This window comes from Burkholderia territorii (assembly GCF_902833055.1).
Taxonomy (GTDB): domain Bacteria; phylum Pseudomonadota; class Gammaproteobacteria; order Burkholderiales; family Burkholderiaceae; genus Burkholderia; species Burkholderia territorii.
Map to the genome: position 1 here is coordinate 531301 of NZ_CADFEJ010000002.1, position 17177 is coordinate 548477.

Sequence of the window (17177 nt, forward strand, 5' to 3'; positions counted from 1 at the left end):
GGAAAATGCGGAAAGAAGCAGCAGCGGGACAATGCCCAGTTTGCCGACCCAAACCGCGTGGTGAAATTCGCTGCTCAGCCGCGGTGCTTCCTTGATCGAAGCGGTCTTGCCTCGCTGCTTTGCGCCTTCCGACACGACCACCCATCCGGATGAGACGTGCGACCATATGATCTTGTAAATCTTGTTCATGTTAACGATGCAGTGGATATTAATTGTAAAAAATCGACAAATGAATTTCGTCGACGCAAAAAAGCCATCAACTTCGGCATATGTCGAAGTTGATGGTTAATCTCGCAATGGTTGTATTGACGGTCTCTGCGCTATGAGGGCACTTCTGGTGGTGCCTTCAAGTATTTTTAATTAGTTTGAAGATCGGTAATTCTTCACTTCATTTGCAGCGAATCGCTTTCCAGTTCGAACATCCGGCGATCCTTGCCACGAATCCAGTGTGGCTCTTTCCCTCTGCCGCTCCAGATTGCGCCAGTCTTGGGATCGAAATAACGCGGTCGAACCTTGCGTTTTTCGGTGCGCGGGAACACTTCGTCCGGGACGAACTTGAACTCTTCAATAGCGATCAGAATTTCCGACAATACTTTGTTGCGACAGAGAAATCGCTCTTCGTTGATCTGCGCCTCGAGCGAGGCCTTTCTGTTCAAGTAATTGTAGAATTCAGTCATTTTGACCTCACTCGGCAATTTAACGTAACGAACATCGTTGCGCTTCCGATGGGGCGGGCTTGGCAATTTTGTTTCGATGTCCGTGGTATATCTTGTCTCAGCTATTAATCCGTCGCTTTCCGGCTGTACTGCATGACGAAAGTATAGCGACGGTCTCGCGTGTTTTTTGGGCTTATGTTTTTGATATTTCCATTGTTGACCATTCCCCGTGTGATTAATTTATTAAATTAGCTTGGGCGCGGAATCTGCCCGCCCGGCGCGGCGGTCGCGAGCAGGGTGAGCAGGCGCACGCCGATTCGATTGGCGGGCTCCCGCGAAGCGCCGCGGTAGCGCTCGCATGGTTTCTGGCGCCGTATTCGTGCTTCCAGACGCGGAACGAGCCAGTACAGGTTTATTGAAGCAGCCGGAGCATCGCGCCGAACAGTCCGAGCTGGGCGAGCGGCAATCGGCCATGCGTGCGACCGCCGCAGGCCGGACCCGCCGGCCGGGCCGGCGGCGCCAATGCGGGTGATGAAGGTGCGTCTGCCGAAGTCTGGATGCATGACCTGAACGAAATCCTGTTTTCCTGATGCGCGATCACCGACGGGGCGATTTCCCGGGAACGGCGCCCGATCGAGCTTGAGACGAGATTAACGACGAGGCGACATCAGCTAAATTGCTGCCAGATGACAATCCGTTCATCTTCGTTGTCTGGAAAATTGCCGTCTTTGGCGCTATCTTTTCGAGGTGCAGCGCCCGCGCCGCATAAATTCCGGTCAACCAAACCCGGGCACGCTCGAGACCATGCGCATCCTGATTGTCGAAGACGAAGAAAAAATGCGGTCGTACTTGCACAAGGGCCTGACCGAGGCGAGCTACGGCGTCGCCACCGCGAGCAACGGCGAGGACGGGCTGTTTCTGGCATTGAGCGAGGATTTCGATCTGGTGATCCTCGACGTGATGTTGCCCGTCGTCGACGGCTTCGAAGTGTTGCGTCGATTGCGGAAACAGAAACACACACCGGTGCTGCTGCTCACCGCGCGCGACAAGATCACCGACAAGGTGGAGGGACTCGAACTCGGCGCGGACGATTACCTGCCGAAGCCTTTCGACTACGCCGAATTGCTCGCGCGCATTCGCTCGTTATTGCGCCGGACGCGCCACGACAATCGCACCATGCTGAGGATCTCGAATCTCGAGATCGACATCGTCAAGCGACGTGTGACGCGTGGCGGCGCACGCATTGAATTGACCGCACAGGAATTCGCGCTGCTGCAGTTGCTGGCCGAGCGCGAGGGCGAGACCCTGACGCGCGCGTTCATCACGTCGCAGGTCTGGGACATGAATTTCGACAGCGACACGAACGTCGTTGACGTCGCGATCCGGCGGTTGCGCCTGAAGATCGACGATCAGGATCCGAAGCTGCTGCACACGGTGCGTGGCATGGGGTACGTGCTGGAAGATCGATCTTCATGACGCGCCCGCAGTCTTATTCGCTGCTCGGCCGGTTGACCATGGCGTTCGCGCTGGCTGGCGTCGTCGTGCTGTTCCTGCTCGGCACGTTTCTGTACCAGGCGCTGTCCACGGAACTCCGACAACGCGATGACGGCGAGATTTCCGACAAGCTGCAGCAGATCGGACAGATCTTGCACGAGTCCCGGACGCTCGATGGCGTCCGGCAGGCCGGGCCGCTGTTTCACGAAGCGTTGCAGTCGCATTCGGGCTTGTTCGTCGCGGTGTTCGACGCAAACGGCGAGTCGGTCATCCAGCATTCGGCGTCGGTGGGCGTGGCGCTGGATGCGGGCATCGCCAGCGAGCATGAACCGAACCGGGCATACGCGTGTGCGCCGCCCGGCATCGGTCCGGCCGAATGCATGCACGGCCCGGTGCTGCTCGCGGACGGCAATGCCGTGACAGTCGCGATCGTGCGAAGCGCGGGCGACCGGACCGCACTCATGCATGCCTATCTGATCCATGTCGTGGTTGCGGCCGCGGCCGGTGCGCTGTTGATCGCCGCGCTCGGTTACGCGATCATGCGCAGCGGGCTGCATCCGGTGCGTGAAATCGGGCGGCACGCGGCGCGCATCGAGGCGAGCCGACTCGACGAGCGGCTGAACATGGACCACGCCCCGCTGGAACTCGTCGAGATTACCCGATCGATCAACCGAATGCTGGATCGTCTGCAGCTCGCATTCGATCAATTGTCGCGCTTCTCGTCGGATGTCGCGCATGACATGCGCACGCCGCTCGCGAACATCATCAGCGCATCGCAAGTGATCCTGTCACGCGAACGGGAACGCGCCGAATACGAAACGCTGATCGAATCCAATGTGGAGGAATGCAAACGGCTTCAGAGAATGCTCGACAACATGCTGTTTCTCGCACGCTCCGATCACGCGACGCAGCATGTCACGCTCGAGCGTTTCGATGTCGGCGAGGCGCTCGCGAAGATCGTCATGTACTACAACGAGGTCGCGAGCGACCGGAATGTCCGGATCGTTATCGATGGCGCCGCTACCGTCGTCGCCGATGAAATGCTGTTCCAGCGTGCGGTCGCGAACCTGCTGTCGAATGCGGTCGAGCACGCGCGGCCCGGCACGATCGTTCGTACCGCCATTGCCGGGCACGGAGGATCGACGTCGATCGGTGTCCGAAACGAAGGAGACGATATACCGGCCGAACATGCGGCCCGCCTGTTCGAGCGCTTTTATCGAGCCGATCCGTCGCGCCGCGGCTCGTCGAAGAATGCCGGTCTCGGGCTGGCCATCGTCAAGTCGATCATGGAACTCCATCGCGGCACGGTCGGTGTCGTCAGCGCTGACGGAGAGACCGTTTTCACGCTCACATTTCCGACGCCGGATTCGCACGATTAAGTGCGCGTGTTTTCGACTGTCAAATTTGGTTGTTGCAGCCACGCGGAGGCGCTTTTTGCTCTAATGTCGATGCTCGGTTCGATGGTTGGCAAGATCTTTCATATCGGAGGAGCGGTGGGTAATCACGACATCAAGGGCAAGGTCATCCTGATCGCAGGCGGCGCAAAGAATCTCGGCGGGCTGATCGCGCGAGACCTGGCAAGCCACGGCGCCAAGGCGATAGCGATTCACTACAACAGCGCGAGTTCGAAGGCGGAGGCCGATGCGACGGTCGCGGCAATCGAGGCGGCGGGGTGCGAAGCCGCCACCTTCCAGGCGGATCTGACGAGTGCGGCTGCGGTGGAGGCGCTGTTCCTGGACACGATCGCGACGTTCGGGCGCCCGGACGTCGCGATCAATACGGTCGGCAAGGTGCTGAAAAAGCCGTTCACGGAGATCACCGAGGCCGAGTACGACGAAATGGCGGCGGTGAACGCGAAGTCCGCGTTCTTCTTCCTGCGCGAGGCGGGCAGGCACGTCAACGACAATGGCAAGATCGTCACGCTGGTGACGTCGCTGCTCGGCGCGTTCACGCCGTTCTACGCGGCCTACGCGGGAACCAAGGCGCCGGTCGAGCACTTTACGCGGGCGGCGGCGAAGGAGTTCGGCGCGCGCGGAATCTCCGTAACGGCGGTCGGCCCTGGCCCGATGGATACACCGTTCTTCTATCCGGCCGAAGGCGCCGATGCGGTCGCGTATCACAAGACCGCCGCCGCGCTGTCGCCGTTCAGCAAGACGGGCCTGACCGACATCGAGGATGTCGTGCCGTTCATCCGCCATCTCGTGACCGACGGCTGGTGGATCACCGGCCAGACGATTCTGATCAACGGTGGCTATACGACGAAGTAGCGCACGCGCAGGAAGCGATTCATATCCATTTCTCACTGCGGGCGACGACGGTGGCGTGGCCAAAGCGAAATTGCCACGCCACTGCGGGATCAGCATCACCGCTACGGGACGCGTTTTGTCGAAATCGCAGCAGGCCAAATGTTTCGCAGAACAGAGCGATCACGAAACATCGATCAGAAATGGGACGCCACGCATTGAGCGAAGATTCCGCTGCCTGCGGCTCGAGAGAAGGAAGGTCCTGCCGATGGGAGCGTCTCTGTTTTTCTTGACCGGTTCTAGCGGCATAACGCCGTATTCATCGAACGTCAATCTGCGCGCCATATGCAGTACAGCTTGCATTCTTCGCCGAGCGTATCGGCCCACGTGAGGATTGCAGCCTCCACGTCGTCCGTGGCCGGCTGCGGCGTGAGCGGGCACATCGTCCACGAACGATGACGCCGGTACGAGTCGATCGCGTACGGTAGCCAGGTCCGATCCGAGCGTGCCTCGATCGTATAGGCGATGGTGGGCGTCACGACTCGCCAGATCGAGACGATTTCTGCCGAGGCGGTACGAGGCGGCGCGGCGCTCATGTTACGGGCGGCCGCGGTGATCCGGATCTGATGAGACAGCCGCGTCCGTCGCTGCTCGCCGTGGGATGAGTCTGACGACCGTCGCTGCGGCCGCGTAGGGAGCGAATCACTCAAAGTCCAGGATATATGTCACGGAAGTATTGAAGGTTCCCGCAATGACCGGAAGCGACGTAGCAACATATCCGCCCCAGTAGACGAGAGTGGCGGAGCCGTCCACGATGTTGACCTGCTGCGAGTTTTGCGCACCGCGGGCGGCTGCGAGATTGATCTTCGAGAAATCGCTGTTCAAGAGCGATAACTCGATATTCTGGGCCGTTCCTGTGTTGATGAGTTGTCCCGTGTTCTGATTGATGGTCGGACCAGGTTCGAAATAAACCGATACGCGTCCCGATGGCGGCGTGCAATCGGTCAACGTGATCGTATATCGCCGCTTGGTGGCGATTTCACCGACATTGCGAAATGCTGAAAGCGGAAGCGTCCCGACTTTGACCGTGAACGACCCTTGGTTACCTTCCTCGCCATTGATCTTGCAAGTCGCTCCTTCAACCATTCCTTGAAAGTTTGCCACTCCATCTTCCGCGCGAACGGCGGGCAGCAAGTGGAAAGCGGTCGGAATGGCGACCGTGAGCGCGACGACAAACAGCAAGCGACGCATCGAACTCCCCTCCATGTGGCATCGAATGACTCTGCGGCAGCGACGGATGTTCATGATCATTGATAGGACAGCATATAGGTTAGGATTCCGTTCGCGGTTCCCGGAACGACCCTGGCGTCGGTCTGAACGTAGCGTGCGCGCAATTTGACGTCGACGCGCCCGATATCCGATTGGCGTCCAAGGGTTGCGACGAGCTGCTGATTGATCGCACCGGACTCCGGGCCGAATGCGATCGGGTACGAGACCCCGGTTGCGCTGTCGGGCAGGATCTGGATCCCGATCCCGCGCGCGGTTGAATCGCGGGTGAGCGGCAGGACATTGCCGGTGTTGCCGGGATTCGTGTTGTCGGTAAACGTCATGTAGACATTGCGCGTGACGCCGGTGCAATCGATCGGAATCGAGAAATTCACCGGATCGCTTGTCGAGCCGGGGCCGGTGAATTTCCGCTGCGGCACGCTGCCCAACGGCACGCGAATCGACGATGACATGACTTTGCACGACGCGTATTGAACAACGACGTCGCCGGAAAGATTGAATCGCCTGAATACGACCCCGCCGGCAACAACCTCTCCAATTTCAGCGCTGAAAACTTTCCCGGGCTGAATTTCGCCGGTTTTGATGATTTCCAGCGTGAATGTTCCGCCGTAGGCGATCCATTGGAACGGCCCCCAGAAATTTGCCGGATCGGACGTCAGCGTGGCGCCGTTATCCAGATCCTCGTAATACGTTTGCCCCCGGGAATTTCCGTTTGCCCATGCCGGGCCGTCGACGACCGTTTTTATTCTGATTCCGATTCCGGGGGCATTTGTCTGATAGATATAGTTGCCGAGGCTCGTGAGATTTCCGTTGTGGGTGACGGCCATCGCTACTTGCGGTGTATTGCATTGAACGACGTTCGACCATCTCGTCGGAAGAAATACCGTGATCGTGTCGAGAACGGTGCCGACCGCGGCGTTGCGATCCGGGTTGATCGTTTTCCCCGGGAAATTTATTACATTCGTACTAAATCCGGGCAGGCCGAAGCAGAATGCGGCGTTTGCGATGGATGGCGACCACAGTATCGCTACCAGCGGTATCAAACAAAAATAATTGATCAGACGCTTCATTGCTAACCTCGCCATCCGTGTTCATGAGATGAATTTCGGTCTCTGGTGTGTTGTTCGTGACTGGACGCACACGTTGTGCAACGTGCTACTTGCTGGAAGCGTCGGGTGAGCCGTCGATATGCGCCGACTCGGTTACGTGTTCCGTCCTGGGTGCTTTCGCCGTGCAAATCGAATCGAGCGTCGTGTAGACCAACTGCTTGCGGTCTCGCGGCGGCAGGCTGTAGGAAAACTCGCATGTCTCGTCCGGCGCGTTGCCCCACTTTACGGTGAGCCGACCGCTGTCGGTCGCACCTTGCAGGAAGAACTTTCCGCCTTGCCCGATGATTCCGATGTCGCTGCCTTTTTCGTCCTGCACCGCCGCGCCGAACGGCGGCGACTTTCCATTCGGCAGGTGGACGGTCACCAACGCCGTGCGGCCGGTTGTCGTCTTGAAGTGAAGCATGACGACCGAGTTCGCTCTCGGCGCGATTTGTTGAGCGGTCGTGTCCAGCTGCACATCCAGCGGCAAGCCGCGTGGATCGAGCGAAACGGTATTCAGGCTGTACGGCGTGAGGAAAGGCACGATTGCGTATCCGAGCCCGTCGACCGTGACGCCGGGCGCGTTCTCGACACGTGCGCCGGCGGCGTCCGGCGCGTCGATCACGCCGACGGTGTCGCCCATGCTCGGCGCAAGCGTCACACCGCCCGGGTGCGCTACCACGGCACCGGACAGAGTCGCCGTTGTCCGGCTATACCCGCTGCCGTGGCTGACGCTACCGCTGATTGTCGTGTACGGGCTCGCATATTGCGCATGCGCGTCAGCGCTCGATCCCGGGCGGGCGCGCGTCGCGCTCAGGCCGTAGTTGAACTCGTTGTAGTCGCCCGCGCTGCCGTTGTACATGGCCTGCAGCGTCGAGCCCGCGTCATCGTCGCGCGTGAAGGTCGTGGTCAGCGTCGACGTATGCCCGTTACCGCCGAGTGGCACGGAAATGCTCGCGAAAATCTGGTTGCTCATGGCCGACGTCGTGCCCACGCGTTGCCGCGATACCGACACGGAGTAGCCGATGCTGCGGAACGAATTGCTATAGCCGGCGTTGTAGAACGTGTCGTTGCCGCCACGCCCCCAATAGTCGACGCGGTTGCCCGACATGAAGACGGTCCCCCAGCGTTGTCCGAACGATTGCGACAGCGATACCTGCAAGCGCGAACGAGGCCGGCCGGTCCACTGTATGTCGTTGCCGCGTTCGATTGCCTGCCGCGCCAGCATCGCGTCGCGAAACGTCCAGAATCCGCTGGACGAGTATCGGGAAGCGGATGCGTTCACGAGCGTTTGAGTGACCGGCATGGATTTGCTGAAACTCACGCGGAAACTTTGTCCGCTGCTGTTGTTTGCAGGGCCAATCTCGGCGTGTGCATGGGTGACGTCGAAGGCGACGGCGCCGAAATCCGTGTTGACGGCCACGCCCACGAGCGCCGAGTAATAATTCTGCGCGAGAATCGCGCCCGTATAGCCCGTCAGCAGATTGGTGAACCCGCGCTGGACGGTCGACTGCACCACCTTCACCTTCGATGTGATTTGCTGGTCGCGCAACTCGCCCGCGGAGGCCGTGACGCGATAGATTCCCGGACGCAGCAGCTGCACGACCGACGCGTACGGCACGGCGAAACTTCGCTGGCTACCGTCCGCCTCGGTGATTGTCACCAGCAGATTGCCGCCGTATCCCGTCGCATAGAGATCCTTGATCTCGAACGCGCCGGGCGACACGATCGTTTCGTAAAGCTTGATGCCGTTCTGCGTGACCGTCACACGGGCATTGGAGTTCGCGACGCCGCGAATGACCGGCGCATAGCCGCGCATCGATTCCGGCAGCATCTGATCGTCGGTGGCGAGTTGAATGCCGCGCACACCGAAACTGTCGAAGAACTGGCCGTCGGTATACGTGTCGCCGATCTTTACCTGGCTCCTCAGCGACGGCACGTCGTGCTGCAGGTACGTGACGATGCTTTGATACTCGCGCGTTCGCCCCGTCGACCACGACATCGAGCCGTTGTGCCTGAAATGCCAGCTGCCGACGTTGACTCCCGCGTTCAGTCCGAGGTAGCCCTGAGAGTCGGTCGCCTCGCCTCCTGTCGAACGCGAGCCCGTGAAGTTGTAGGCCAGTGTCGCCGACGGCACGCCGGCATCCCACAGCTCCGGGCTCACGTAGCCTTGCGGGTTCTGCTTCACCGCGACTTGCGGCACGGTGAGATCCAGCCTCAGGTCGGACGGGTCGAAATCGACGCTGGCGTCGCCCACCATCGATCTCAGGTCCAGGCACTCGTCGACGTTTGCGGACGCGAGTCGCGCACGATTCTCCGGTGACAGCACGTCGAAGTTCAGGCCGATGCGCTCGGCGAGCTTGCGGTCGAAGCACAGCGCGGCATTCAAGCCGTTGCGGGGCCCGAACTTCACGGCCTGACGGCCCACCCAGTTCCCGTTCACGATCACGTCGACCAGATATTGACCGGGAACCACCGGATTGCCTTTCTCGAACCGGCTCACGTCGATGGAGCGTCCGTCCGGCCCCAGCAGGAACTGACTGTCGAACTGGACGTCCTTGGTCGTCGTGTCGCCGTTCGCACGAACCGGCTGCATCACGCTGGCTGCGCATAGCGTGAGCAACACCAACGGTCTCATGACGATGCGTTTGCTTCCGGATTCGAGCGAATACGAATACATGATGATGGGAGAACCTGGGTGACCCGCGAACATGATCGGGAGAGCGGCTTGAAGCTCCGCATGCGTGGTCGCTCGAGCAGCGAGCGACGGATGGCACGGCGCGTGTCGCTACTTGCTCTTCGGGAATGTCGCGTTGACCTCCGCGCCGTAGTCGTTGATATAGCGATACTTGACTTCGAACGGCCCGGCGGCCGGCGTGACGGCGGACTTCTTCAGGAGGAACGTCATGCTCGCCCCTGGGTCGACCATGCCGCCCACGCTGTCCGAATACGACTTGCCGTCGATTCCGGCGTCGATGTTTACGATCGTCACGTGATAGGCGGAGGGATTGTCCACCCGCACTTTCATTTCGCCGCCTTCCGGCACGGGCGTCCATTTCAGCTGAGTGGCGGCTGCGTCGGGGTTATCCGGCAGCGCCTTCGGCCGGAAAAATATCTTGATGCGGTAGCGGAATGCCAATTGCATCAGGTTTTCGTTTTCCGTCGACACCTGCGCCTTGGGCGGAACTTCGAGCACGTTCAGCCAGAAGACGGATTCCTTGTCCTGAGGCAGCGGCTCCCCGGTATAAATGAGGCGCAGCGTCTGACCTTTCCTTGGCTCCATGCGGAACAGCGGCGGCATCAGCGTGAACGGCAGCTGGACGGCCCCGGGTTGCGCCTTGGGATCGCCTTTGTCGAGCCAGGTCTGCACCAGTGCGGGCGATGATCCTTCGTTGCTGAGCTTGATGGAGACCTCGCGATCGCCGGCGGGGTAGATCACCCGTGTGCCCATGATCACGACACTGGCGTACGCCGTCGAAACGCACGTCAGCAACACCGCGACGGCGGAACGCGCTACTGTCTTCCATGGGAACATGTCTGGGAATCCGATTCTGATGATTAGGAATGCGAAGGCCCCCTGGCAAGGGGGCGGGCGTCATGTCGACGTGTCTCGATCAGCTGAAGTTCAGCGTGTACATGACCTGGGTTTGCACCGGGCCGGGCGTTGCCGCTCCGCCCGTTGCCACGTACTGGGCGTAGAACTTCAGCGTAGCCGTCCCGTCCGCGCCGATCGCCACGACGTCGGCACCCTGCGTGGAAGGATCGTTACCCAGCGTGATCGGCTGGAACCCGCTGTTCAGCAAGCCCACTTCGACATTGGTGGCAAACGCCTTGCCGTTGGTGGCCGTGCCGGTCGAGTTCTTGAGCCGACCGGTGTTGAAGTCGACCTGGGGGCCGGGTTCGAAGTAGACCGTCACGTTGCCGGATGCGGGCGTGCAGTTGGTCAGCGCAATGGTCCACGGCGTACGCTCGGCGAAATCGCCATCCTTCTTGAGCGCCGACGCCGGCACCGATTTGAGCGTGACGGTGAAGTCGCTTTTGCCGGTGTTGTTGCCATTGATCGTGCAGGTTTGCGAGACGACTTCGCCGTTGAAATCGATCGTACCGTCCGCCGCATGCGAAATGCCCGGCAACGCGATGGCCAATGCCACCGCACCTGCCGATAACGGCCCAAGGATTTTCTTGCTCATCTGGAACTCCTTCGCTGGTTGAGGCACTGCGCCTCTGATTAGTATGCCGAGCCTGCCCACGCCAATAGCGATTTCGAATATGCCGGATAAGTGGAGTTGTCTCGTTGAGGACGAGGCGATTTTGGCGACCACGCACGCGGCCAGGAAATCCTCGGTGCCGATTCCCTGTTTTGTGGATTCAATGGTCCTGCTCGGTCGCTATTGGCGTGAGCAGGCTCGGATCTCGCACGGTCACGTCAGCTGTTCAATTTGCTTCGTCCAAAGCAGATTGTTTTTTTGTGGGGAGGCCGATCGGTGACAACGCACCAGCATTCTATCCAGTCTGATTTTGGTGAATACCGCTCGTGACAAAGCTTGACAGAGTTATTCCTGATTTATCGATTAACTGTCGAAAATGGTTATTTAAAAAATATTAATCACGGCGCTTCCCGTATTCCGCAGACCACGCGAATCGACGTCAGACCGAGTGATGGGCTTTGCGATACCCGATGCTCGTACCGGGAAGCGATTGGCAAATCGGATCGCTCGCAAGCGCGGCGCGATGGCCGCCGCGACCCGCACCCGGTTGCGGCCATCGCGCTTATGATGCGGGAACGTCACTGCTGGATTTCCGCTCATGGATACGCTGCATCTACCGACAATTTCGCCCGACGCCGAAACGGATGCCGACGCACTGCCATCGCGCATATCGAAGCCGGTTGCGCTCGTCACGGGCTCGACGTCCGGTATCGGCGCGTCAATCGCGCGGCGTCTGACGGCGGACGGCTACACGGTGATCCTGCATTCGCGCAGCTCGGCGGAGGTCGGCCGCGCGATGGCGCGCGAACTCGGCGCGGCCTACGTGCAGGCCGATCTCGCCGACGACGGCGAGCGCGTGCGGCTGATCCGCGAGGCGGTCGCCGTGCACGGGCGGCTCGACGTGCTGGTGAACAATGCGGGCGTGAGCCGCGTGATTCCGCATGACGATCTCGCGGCGGCCACGCCCGACGTGTGGCGCGAGATGCACGAGATCAACGTGATCGCGCCGTTCCGGCTCGTCGCCGAGGCGCAGCCAGCATTGCTCGAAGCAGCATCGCGCGGGCGCGCCGGTTGCGTGATCAATGTCAGCTCGCATGCCGGCGTGCGGCCGAAGGGTGCGTCGATTCCGTACGCGGCCGCGAAAGCCGCGCTGAATCACACGACGCGGCTGCTCGCGCGCACGCTCGCGCCGGCAATTCGCGTCAACGCGGTCGCGCCGGGGCTCGTCGATACGCCGCTGACCGCCGACTGGACCGATGCGCAGACCCTGTGGCGCGAGCGCGCGCCGATGCGCCGTGCTGCGACGCCGGACGACATTGCGCAGACGGTCTCGATGCTGGTGGCATCCGATTACGTGACGGGCGAGATCGTGATGCTCGACGGAGGCTTGAATCTGACGTGATGGCGGTATGACGTGAGTGCCGGCGCGGACGCGGGCGGATGTGGGGAGATGCGGCTACGGATGCGCGTGCCGGAGGCGCCGCCCGGCCCGGCCGAACCGTGTCGCCGGGGCGCAGCCGTTCGCCCCGACCCGGCGCGCACGTGCCGGCGCATCGCCCGGCTCGAGCGTTGCGCCAGCCTCGATCTCGTCGCTCAGCCGATGCGCGCGCGCAGCCGCGCAAGCGCGTGGTCGTGCGTGCGTTCGAACTTCAGCGGCGTGACCGCGATATAGCCTTCGCCCAGCGCGACCGTTTCCGAATCGGCATCGTCGTCGCGCGGCGCGCGCGCCAGCTTCAGCCAGTGATAGTCGATCTCGCGCGGATCGCGCCCCGACACGATTTCGACGCCCTGCAGCGTGCCGGCGCCCTGGTTCGTCGCCTTCAGGCCGCGCACGTCGTCGGCCGGCCGCGCCGGGAAGTTCACGTTGAGACATGCATCGCTGTCCCAGCCGGCCGCGATCAGCCGGCGAATCACGTCCGGCGCATGCGTGCGCGCCGTATGCCACGGCACCGCGTTGCGATCGCTGAAGGCCTGACTCAGCGCGATCGCCGGCACGCCGACCAGCATGCTCGTCATCGCGGCGCCGACCGTGCCGGAGAACACCGTTTCGGTGCCGAGGTTCGCGCCGCGATTGACGCCGGACAGCACGACGTCGGGCCGTGCGTCCTTCATCAGGTGACTAACCGCGATCGCGACGCAATCGCCCGGCGTGCCGCGCACGGCGAAGCGGCGCTCGCCCTTGCGATGCACGCGCAGCGGTTCGTGCAGGCTCAGCGAATGCGACGTGCCGCTCTGGTCTTCGGCGGGCGCGACGATCCACACTTCGCGCGCCAGTTGCGTGGCGACCTGTTCGAGCACTTCAAGGCCGGGGGCGTCGAATCCGTCGTCGTTGGTGAGCAGGACGCGGTCGAACAGCGGGCGGATTTCTGACATCGGGACGATCCTCGCAGATAGGCAATGGGGGAAAGGACATCGCGGTTACCCGAAAGGCTAGCATCCGGTCGCGACGCGCGTCGCGTCGTGCAGCGCCGCCCTTGCGCGCGAATGCGAAAACGGGCGCATGAGGCGCCCGTTATCCCCGGCTCGACGTGCTGGCCGTATCGCGGGCCGGAACCGCGCGGCCCGCTTGGCCGCTCACCCGAGCAGGTACCGCAGCACGCCGGCCGACACGACGCCCACGATGACGGTCGGCAGGATCGACAGGCGGGTCGCCGCGATCAGCGTGGCGGCGAGCGCGAGCAGATCGGCCGGGCGCGTCGACACGAAGGCCGGTGCGATCACCGAGATCAGCACGCAGCCGGGCACGTTCTCCATCACCGATGCCATCCGCGGGCTCAGCGTGCGGTTGCGCAGCAGCACGTAGCCGAGCACGCGCGACAGGTAGGTCGTCGATGCCATCAGCACGATGGTCGCGACCGTCGCGAAATCAGGCAGCATCGCGCGGCTCCCACAGCAGCGCGGCGATCAGGCCCGCGCACGCGCCGGCCGGGACGTACCACGCGCCGGGCACGGCCAGGTGCGTGGCGGCCGCGACGACGAGGCTCACGAACCACGGACGGCTCGCGCGCATGCCTTTCCACATCCCGCGCAGCAGCACCAGAAACACGGCCGTGAACGCCATGTCGAAGCCGTATTGCTCGACGTTGCCGATCGTCGGGCCGACCGCCGCGCCGAGCGTCGTCATCGAGATCCACGTCAGGTACAGCCCCGCGCATATGCCCGCGTAATAGGGGACGCTGATGTGCGTGGCCGCGCGCGAGCGCGCGTCGGCGAGCGACATCGCCCAGCTTTCGTCGCACATGAAGAACAGCGCGGCGAACGCGCGGCGGCGCGGCAGGCGCCGGATGTAGGGCGCGAACGCCGCGCCCATCAGGATATGGCGCGAGTTCACGAGGAACGACATCGCGACGATCAGCGCAATGTGCGGCGGCGACGTCCACAGGTGGATTGCCGCGAATTCCGAGCCGCCGCCGAAGTTCAGGCCCGTCATCATCGGCACCTCGAACAGGCTCAGCCCTTTTTGCGCGGCCTGCGCGCCGAGCACCAGCGCGAACGGCACGAAGCCCAGCATGACGGGCAGCGCCGCGCGCAATCCGCGGCCCATCTCGGCGACATAGGCGGGCTTGTCGCGAAGCCCGGACGACGTTGAAACGCTACTGCTCATTACTCCTCCTTCGGGGGAGGAGGATTGTCTGCTTTTTTGACTCGAATCGGGTTGCGTTGCCGATCGAAATTCATAAGAATTTGGCATTGAGCGCGGGATTCGCGATTTTTTTGGAATTTGATGCCAATGAAGCTTGACGCTATCGACCGACGGATCCTGAGCGCGCTGCAACGCGACGGCCGCATGCAGAACGTGGAACTCGCGCACGAGGTCGGGCTGTCGCCGTCGCCGTGCCTGCGGCGCGTGCGGTTGCTCGAGGAGGCGGGCGTGATCGAGAAATACGTGGCCGTGCTGAACCCGGCGAAGGTCGGCAAGGGTCTGACGATCTTCACGCGCGTGTGGCTGAAGGGGCAGGACGCCGAATCCGTGAACCGCTTCGCCGAGGCCGTCCAGCAGATGCCGGAAGTGGTCGAATGCCATCTGATGGCCGGCGACTGCGATTTCCTGTTGCGCGTGGTGGCCGCCGACATCGACGACTACCGGCGCTTCCAGATGGAATACCTGACGCGCATCCCGGGCGTGCTTAGCGTGAAGACCGACATTCCGATGCAGAAGATCAAGCTCACGTCGGCGCTGCCGACGTAACGCGGCGCGGGTGTGTGACGCCGATTCGGCGAATCGTCACCGGCCGGTGACATTTGACCGATACACTGGGAGGACGAGCCGCTTGCCGCGCACCGGCTGAGTCACGGTGCGATTTCGATGCGCAAGCAACTAACGGTCAATCGCGAAGGGATCCGTGACGGCGCGCGCTGCGCGCGATGCGATCCGTTGCGCGGTGCGTCATTCTTGTCGAGCCATTCATGCAGCCATTCAACAATCCGTGGAATTCGCTGGAAATCGTCAAGCTCGTGCTCGGCGTGCTGACGCCGTTGTCGGTCGCGTGTCTCGGCTGGCTCGTCGCGCGCCGGCTGAAGCGGCTCGAGCTCGTGCAGTGGACCAACCAGCGGTTGATCGAAAAGCGGCTCACGCTGTACGACACGGTCGCGCCGCAGCTCAATGCGCTGCTGTGCTTCTACACGTGGATCGGCTACTGGAAGGACATCTCGCCGGACGACGTGATCCGCGCGAAGCGCGAACTCGACCGCACGTTCCACATCTACCGCTACCTGTTCGACGACGACGTGTACGACGCGTATCACACGTTCATCCACGCGTTGTTCGAGATGCATACGGGGCCGGGGCGCGACGCGCGGATTCGTTCGCTGATCCAGTCGCCGGACGGCGACCGCAGCGTGCACGGCACGTACGAGTGGAAGGCCGCGTGGTCGGAGCGGTTTTCGACCGCCAACGTCACCGACAAGGCCGATGTGGTGCGGCACTACACGCGGCTGATGGAGCGGTTACGCGTGGCGCTCGGCGCGAATCGCTGACGAGTACGCACGCGCGCCGGCAGTGGATTCGTTACCGGGCGATGCGCAATGATTGCGTCATGCATGCAGTCGATGCGCGATGCGCGCGGCGGCTGACGGGTTTGCGGCGCTGTTCACTCGCGTGAAGCTCGCCTGCTGATCGACATGGGTTTCGATCGCGCGTCGCGCCGGCCGCGCACACGACGGGTGACCGGGAACGACGCGTCACGCGAGCGAGATCACGAGTTTCTTGCCGCAAGCTGCCGCGTACTTGCGCAGCGTGTCGATGGACGGTGAATGCTGGCCCGTTGCGAGCGCGCGCTCGAGCCGCGTCACCGCCGGTGCTTGCGTGCCCATGCGCTCGGCTACATCGGCTTGCGACAGGCCGGCGTCTCGCCGGGCAGCCAGCATCATGTCGAGCAGTGCGAGTTCTTCGCGGTTGAGCCGCTCGTATTCGGCGTGCACCTCGGGGTTGGACAAGGCACGCTCGCGTAGCGCCTTATACGTTGCCATCTTGAACCTCCTTGAGTCGTTGCCGTGCGATTTGCAATTCCTTGCGCGGCGTCTTTTGCGTCTTCTTCACGAAACAATGCAGCATGACGATACGCCGCTCGACGATCGCGCAGTAGAACACCCGGGCGATGCCTTCGGCGCCCTTCAGTCGCATTTCGTACAGCCCGTTTCCCATCGACCAAGTGTGCGGCTCGCCGAGATTCGGGCCGTACTGTTCCATGCGATCGGCCAGTGCAAAAAAACGAGCACACAGCGTTGTCGGCAACGCGATGACGGCTGTTTCCACGCGTGCATTGAAGAAATGAATGTCGTATGCGTTAGCCGGCATAGTAACAAATATGTTATATAGATGCAAATGCGGAGCCCGACCGCGACAGCGGACGCGGGCGGACGTTCGGTTCGTCGAAGCGTCGTTACGTCCGTCGTGGATTTCGATCGGGAAGGAGACGTTCGACGGGCATCGGGCGAGCCGAATCGGGCAACGTGTGCGATGCGGTGTCGGCGCGGGGAGCGCACGTCGGAAGCGCCGGCGTGCAGAGGTGGAACACGGAAGTCTCCCGATGCCGAAGAAGCGTGAAAGGGAGGTCAGTTTGGGTGCGTGCGTGATGCGGGTCAATCGACCGGACGGCCGATGATTCGATGCGGCGCTGCGGCCGACGCCAACGGATTCGCGCCGTTTCGCCGCGACAACGAACGCATGCGGTGCGATCCCGCGTGAACGAACCGGCGCGC

The 17177-nt window shown here is 62.1% G+C and carries 18 protein-coding genes and 1 pseudogene; 6 read left to right on the forward strand and 13 right to left on the reverse strand.

Annotation, left to right across the window (positions count from 1 at the left end):
- Positions 1–102: 102 nt before the first annotated feature.
- Together HW466_RS32255 and HW466_RS06950 are read right to left on the reverse strand one after the other, a co-directional pair.
- A pseudogene (locus tag HW466_RS32255) lies at positions 103–189 on the reverse strand (ESPR domain-containing protein); the annotation flags it as partial.
- Between the two features lie 194 nt (positions 190–383).
- Positions 384–677, reverse strand: a complete 294-nt coding sequence (locus tag HW466_RS06950) for an H-NS histone family protein (protein WP_060296751.1) — start codon at positions 675–677, stop codon at positions 384–386.
- A 783-nt stretch (positions 678–1460) separates the two neighbouring features.
- On the opposite strand from HW466_RS06950, the gene HW466_RS06955 reads away from it, so the two are divergent.
- The 3 genes from HW466_RS06955 (at position 1461) to HW466_RS06965 (ending at position 4417) form a co-directional block, all read left to right on the forward strand.
- The gene (locus HW466_RS06955; protein WP_059508069.1) at positions 1461–2132 is read left to right on the forward strand and encodes a heavy metal response regulator transcription factor; all 672 of its coding nucleotides are present in this window, start codon (positions 1461–1463) and stop codon (positions 2130–2132) included.
- Entirely contained in the window at positions 2129–3529 is a 1401-nt protein-coding gene (locus HW466_RS06960; RefSeq protein WP_151004094.1) for a heavy metal sensor histidine kinase, read from the forward strand. Before HW466_RS06955 ends, HW466_RS06960 begins: the two co-directional genes overlap by 4 nt.
- 114 nt (positions 3530–3643) lie before the next feature.
- Positions 3644–4417, forward strand: coding sequence for an SDR family oxidoreductase (locus HW466_RS06965; protein ID WP_059810002.1), 774 nt, complete (start codon positions 3644–3646; stop codon positions 4415–4417).
- A gap of 305 nt (positions 4418–4722) precedes the next feature.
- Here HW466_RS06965 and HW466_RS06970 read toward each other — a convergent pair whose 3' ends face one another.
- The 6 genes from HW466_RS06970 to HW466_RS06995 all read right to left on the reverse strand — a co-directional run bounded on the left by HW466_RS06970 (position 4723) and on the right by HW466_RS06995 (position 10958).
- On the reverse strand, positions 4723–4932 hold the full coding sequence (locus HW466_RS06970) for a hypothetical protein (RefSeq protein WP_151004092.1): 210 nt from the start codon (positions 4930–4932) through the stop codon (positions 4723–4725).
- A gap of 163 nt (positions 4933–5095) precedes the next feature.
- Positions 5096–5644 (reverse strand): fimbrial protein, encoded by a 549-nt coding sequence (locus tag HW466_RS06975; RefSeq protein ID WP_170296647.1) that lies wholly within the window; start codon positions 5642–5644, stop codon positions 5096–5098.
- A gap of 56 nt (positions 5645–5700) precedes the next feature.
- Entirely contained in the window at positions 5701–6750 is a 1050-nt protein-coding gene (locus HW466_RS06980; protein ID WP_170296646.1) for a fimbrial protein, read from the reverse strand.
- An 85-nt stretch (positions 6751–6835) separates the two neighbouring features.
- Entirely contained in the window at positions 6836–9406 is a 2571-nt protein-coding gene (locus tag HW466_RS06985; RefSeq protein WP_170296645.1) for a fimbria/pilus outer membrane usher protein, read from the reverse strand.
- A 150-nt stretch (positions 9407–9556) separates the two neighbouring features.
- Positions 9557–10303: a fimbrial biogenesis chaperone gene (locus tag HW466_RS06990; RefSeq protein WP_155640108.1), complete on the reverse strand. Its 747-nt coding sequence runs from the start codon at positions 10301–10303 to the stop codon at positions 9557–9559.
- Positions 10304–10382: 79 nt separating this feature from the next.
- Positions 10383–10958 carry a fimbrial protein gene (locus HW466_RS06995; protein ID WP_059508075.1) on the reverse strand — a complete coding sequence of 192 codons (576 nt, stop codon included), beginning with the start codon at positions 10956–10958 and terminating at the stop codon, positions 10383–10385.
- 616 nt (positions 10959–11574) lie between these two features.
- Here HW466_RS06995 and HW466_RS07000 point away from each other — a divergent pair.
- A complete protein-coding gene (locus tag HW466_RS07000) occupies positions 11575–12378 on the forward strand; it encodes an SDR family NAD(P)-dependent oxidoreductase (protein ID WP_059770890.1) in 804 nt (267 codons plus the stop codon).
- 191 nt (positions 12379–12569) lie between these two features.
- Here the strand turns inward: HW466_RS07000 and surE are convergent, their stop codons facing one another.
- The 3 genes from surE to HW466_RS07015 all read right to left on the reverse strand — a co-directional run bounded on the left by surE (position 12570) and on the right by HW466_RS07015 (position 14580).
- Positions 12570–13349 carry a 5'/3'-nucleotidase SurE gene (surE, locus tag HW466_RS07005; protein ID WP_059770893.1) on the reverse strand — a complete coding sequence of 260 codons (780 nt, stop codon included), beginning with the start codon at positions 13347–13349 and terminating at the stop codon, positions 12570–12572.
- 201 nt (positions 13350–13550) lie between these two features.
- Positions 13551–13853: an AzlD family protein gene (locus HW466_RS07010; RefSeq protein ID WP_081060106.1), complete on the reverse strand. Its 303-nt coding sequence runs from the start codon at positions 13851–13853 to the stop codon at positions 13551–13553.
- On the reverse strand, positions 13843–14580 hold the full coding sequence (locus HW466_RS07015) for an AzlC family ABC transporter permease (protein ID WP_059508078.1): 738 nt from the start codon (positions 14578–14580) through the stop codon (positions 13843–13845). The genes HW466_RS07010 and HW466_RS07015 overlap by 11 nt, the downstream gene beginning before the upstream one ends.
- Before the next feature lie 126 nt (positions 14581–14706).
- Between HW466_RS07015 and HW466_RS07020 the strand changes: the two genes are divergently transcribed.
- Both HW466_RS07020 and HW466_RS07025 read left to right on the forward strand, forming a co-directional pair.
- Complete coding sequence (locus HW466_RS07020; protein WP_059447568.1) at positions 14707–15165, forward strand: Lrp/AsnC family transcriptional regulator; 459 nt, start codon at positions 14707–14709, stop codon at positions 15163–15165.
- Between the two features lie 218 nt (positions 15166–15383).
- On the forward strand, positions 15384–15953 hold the full coding sequence (locus HW466_RS07025) for a hypothetical protein (RefSeq protein WP_059685249.1): 570 nt from the start codon (positions 15384–15386) through the stop codon (positions 15951–15953).
- Positions 15954–16157: 204 nt separating this feature from the next.
- Here HW466_RS07025 and HW466_RS07030 read toward each other — a convergent pair whose 3' ends face one another.
- Positions 16158–16445: a helix-turn-helix domain-containing protein gene (locus HW466_RS07030; protein ID WP_059508080.1), complete on the reverse strand. Its 288-nt coding sequence runs from the start codon at positions 16443–16445 to the stop codon at positions 16158–16160.
- Positions 16432–16731, reverse strand: a complete 300-nt coding sequence (locus HW466_RS07035) for a type II toxin-antitoxin system RelE/ParE family toxin (RefSeq protein ID WP_330988370.1) — start codon at positions 16729–16731, stop codon at positions 16432–16434. The genes HW466_RS07030 and HW466_RS07035 overlap by 14 nt, the downstream gene beginning before the upstream one ends.
- Positions 16732–17177: the final 446 nt, after the last annotated feature.

Excerpts from the sequence above, each read along its gene's own strand:
- HW466_RS06950 (WP_060296751.1), bottom strand. The coding sequence starts at position 677 with ATGACTGAATTCTACAATTACTTGAACAGAAAGGCCTCGCTCGAGGCG.
- HW466_RS06955 (WP_059508069.1), top strand. The coding sequence starts at position 1,461 with ATGCGCATCCTGATTGTCGAAGACGAAGAAAAAATGCGGTCGTACTTG.
- HW466_RS06960 (WP_151004094.1), top strand. The coding sequence starts at position 2,129 with ATGACGCGCCCGCAGTCTTATTCGCTGCTCGGCCGGTTGACCATGGCG.
- HW466_RS06975 (WP_170296647.1), bottom strand. The coding sequence starts at position 5,644 with ATGCGTCGCTTGCTGTTTGTCGTCGCGCTCACGGTCGCCATTCCGACC.
- HW466_RS06980 (WP_170296646.1), bottom strand. The coding sequence starts at position 6,750 with ATGAAGCGTCTGATCAATTATTTTTGTTTGATACCGCTGGTAGCGATA.
- HW466_RS06985 (WP_170296645.1), bottom strand. The coding sequence starts at position 9,406 with ATGAGACCGTTGGTGTTGCTCACGCTATGCGCAGCCAGCGTGATGCAG.
- HW466_RS06990 (WP_155640108.1), bottom strand. The coding sequence starts at position 10,303 with ATGTTCCCATGGAAGACAGTAGCGCGTTCCGCCGTCGCGGTGTTGCTG.
- HW466_RS06995 (WP_059508075.1), bottom strand. The coding sequence starts at position 10,958 with ATGAGCAAGAAAATCCTTGGGCCGTTATCGGCAGGTGCGGTGGCATTG.
- HW466_RS07000 (WP_059770890.1), top strand. The coding sequence starts at position 11,575 with ATGGATACGCTGCATCTACCGACAATTTCGCCCGACGCCGAAACGGAT.
- surE (WP_059770893.1), bottom strand. The coding sequence starts at position 13,349 with ATGTCAGAAATCCGCCCGCTGTTCGACCGCGTCCTGCTCACCAACGAC.
- HW466_RS07010 (WP_081060106.1), bottom strand. The coding sequence starts at position 13,853 with ATGCTGCCTGATTTCGCGACGGTCGCGACCATCGTGCTGATGGCATCG.
- HW466_RS07015 (WP_059508078.1), bottom strand. The coding sequence starts at position 14,580 with ATGAGCAGTAGCGTTTCAACGTCGTCCGGGCTTCGCGACAAGCCCGCC.
- HW466_RS07020 (WP_059447568.1), top strand. The coding sequence starts at position 14,707 with ATGAAGCTTGACGCTATCGACCGACGGATCCTGAGCGCGCTGCAACGC.
- HW466_RS07025 (WP_059685249.1), top strand. The coding sequence starts at position 15,384 with ATGCAGCCATTCAACAATCCGTGGAATTCGCTGGAAATCGTCAAGCTC.
- HW466_RS07030 (WP_059508080.1), bottom strand. The coding sequence starts at position 16,445 with ATGGCAACGTATAAGGCGCTACGCGAGCGTGCCTTGTCCAACCCCGAG.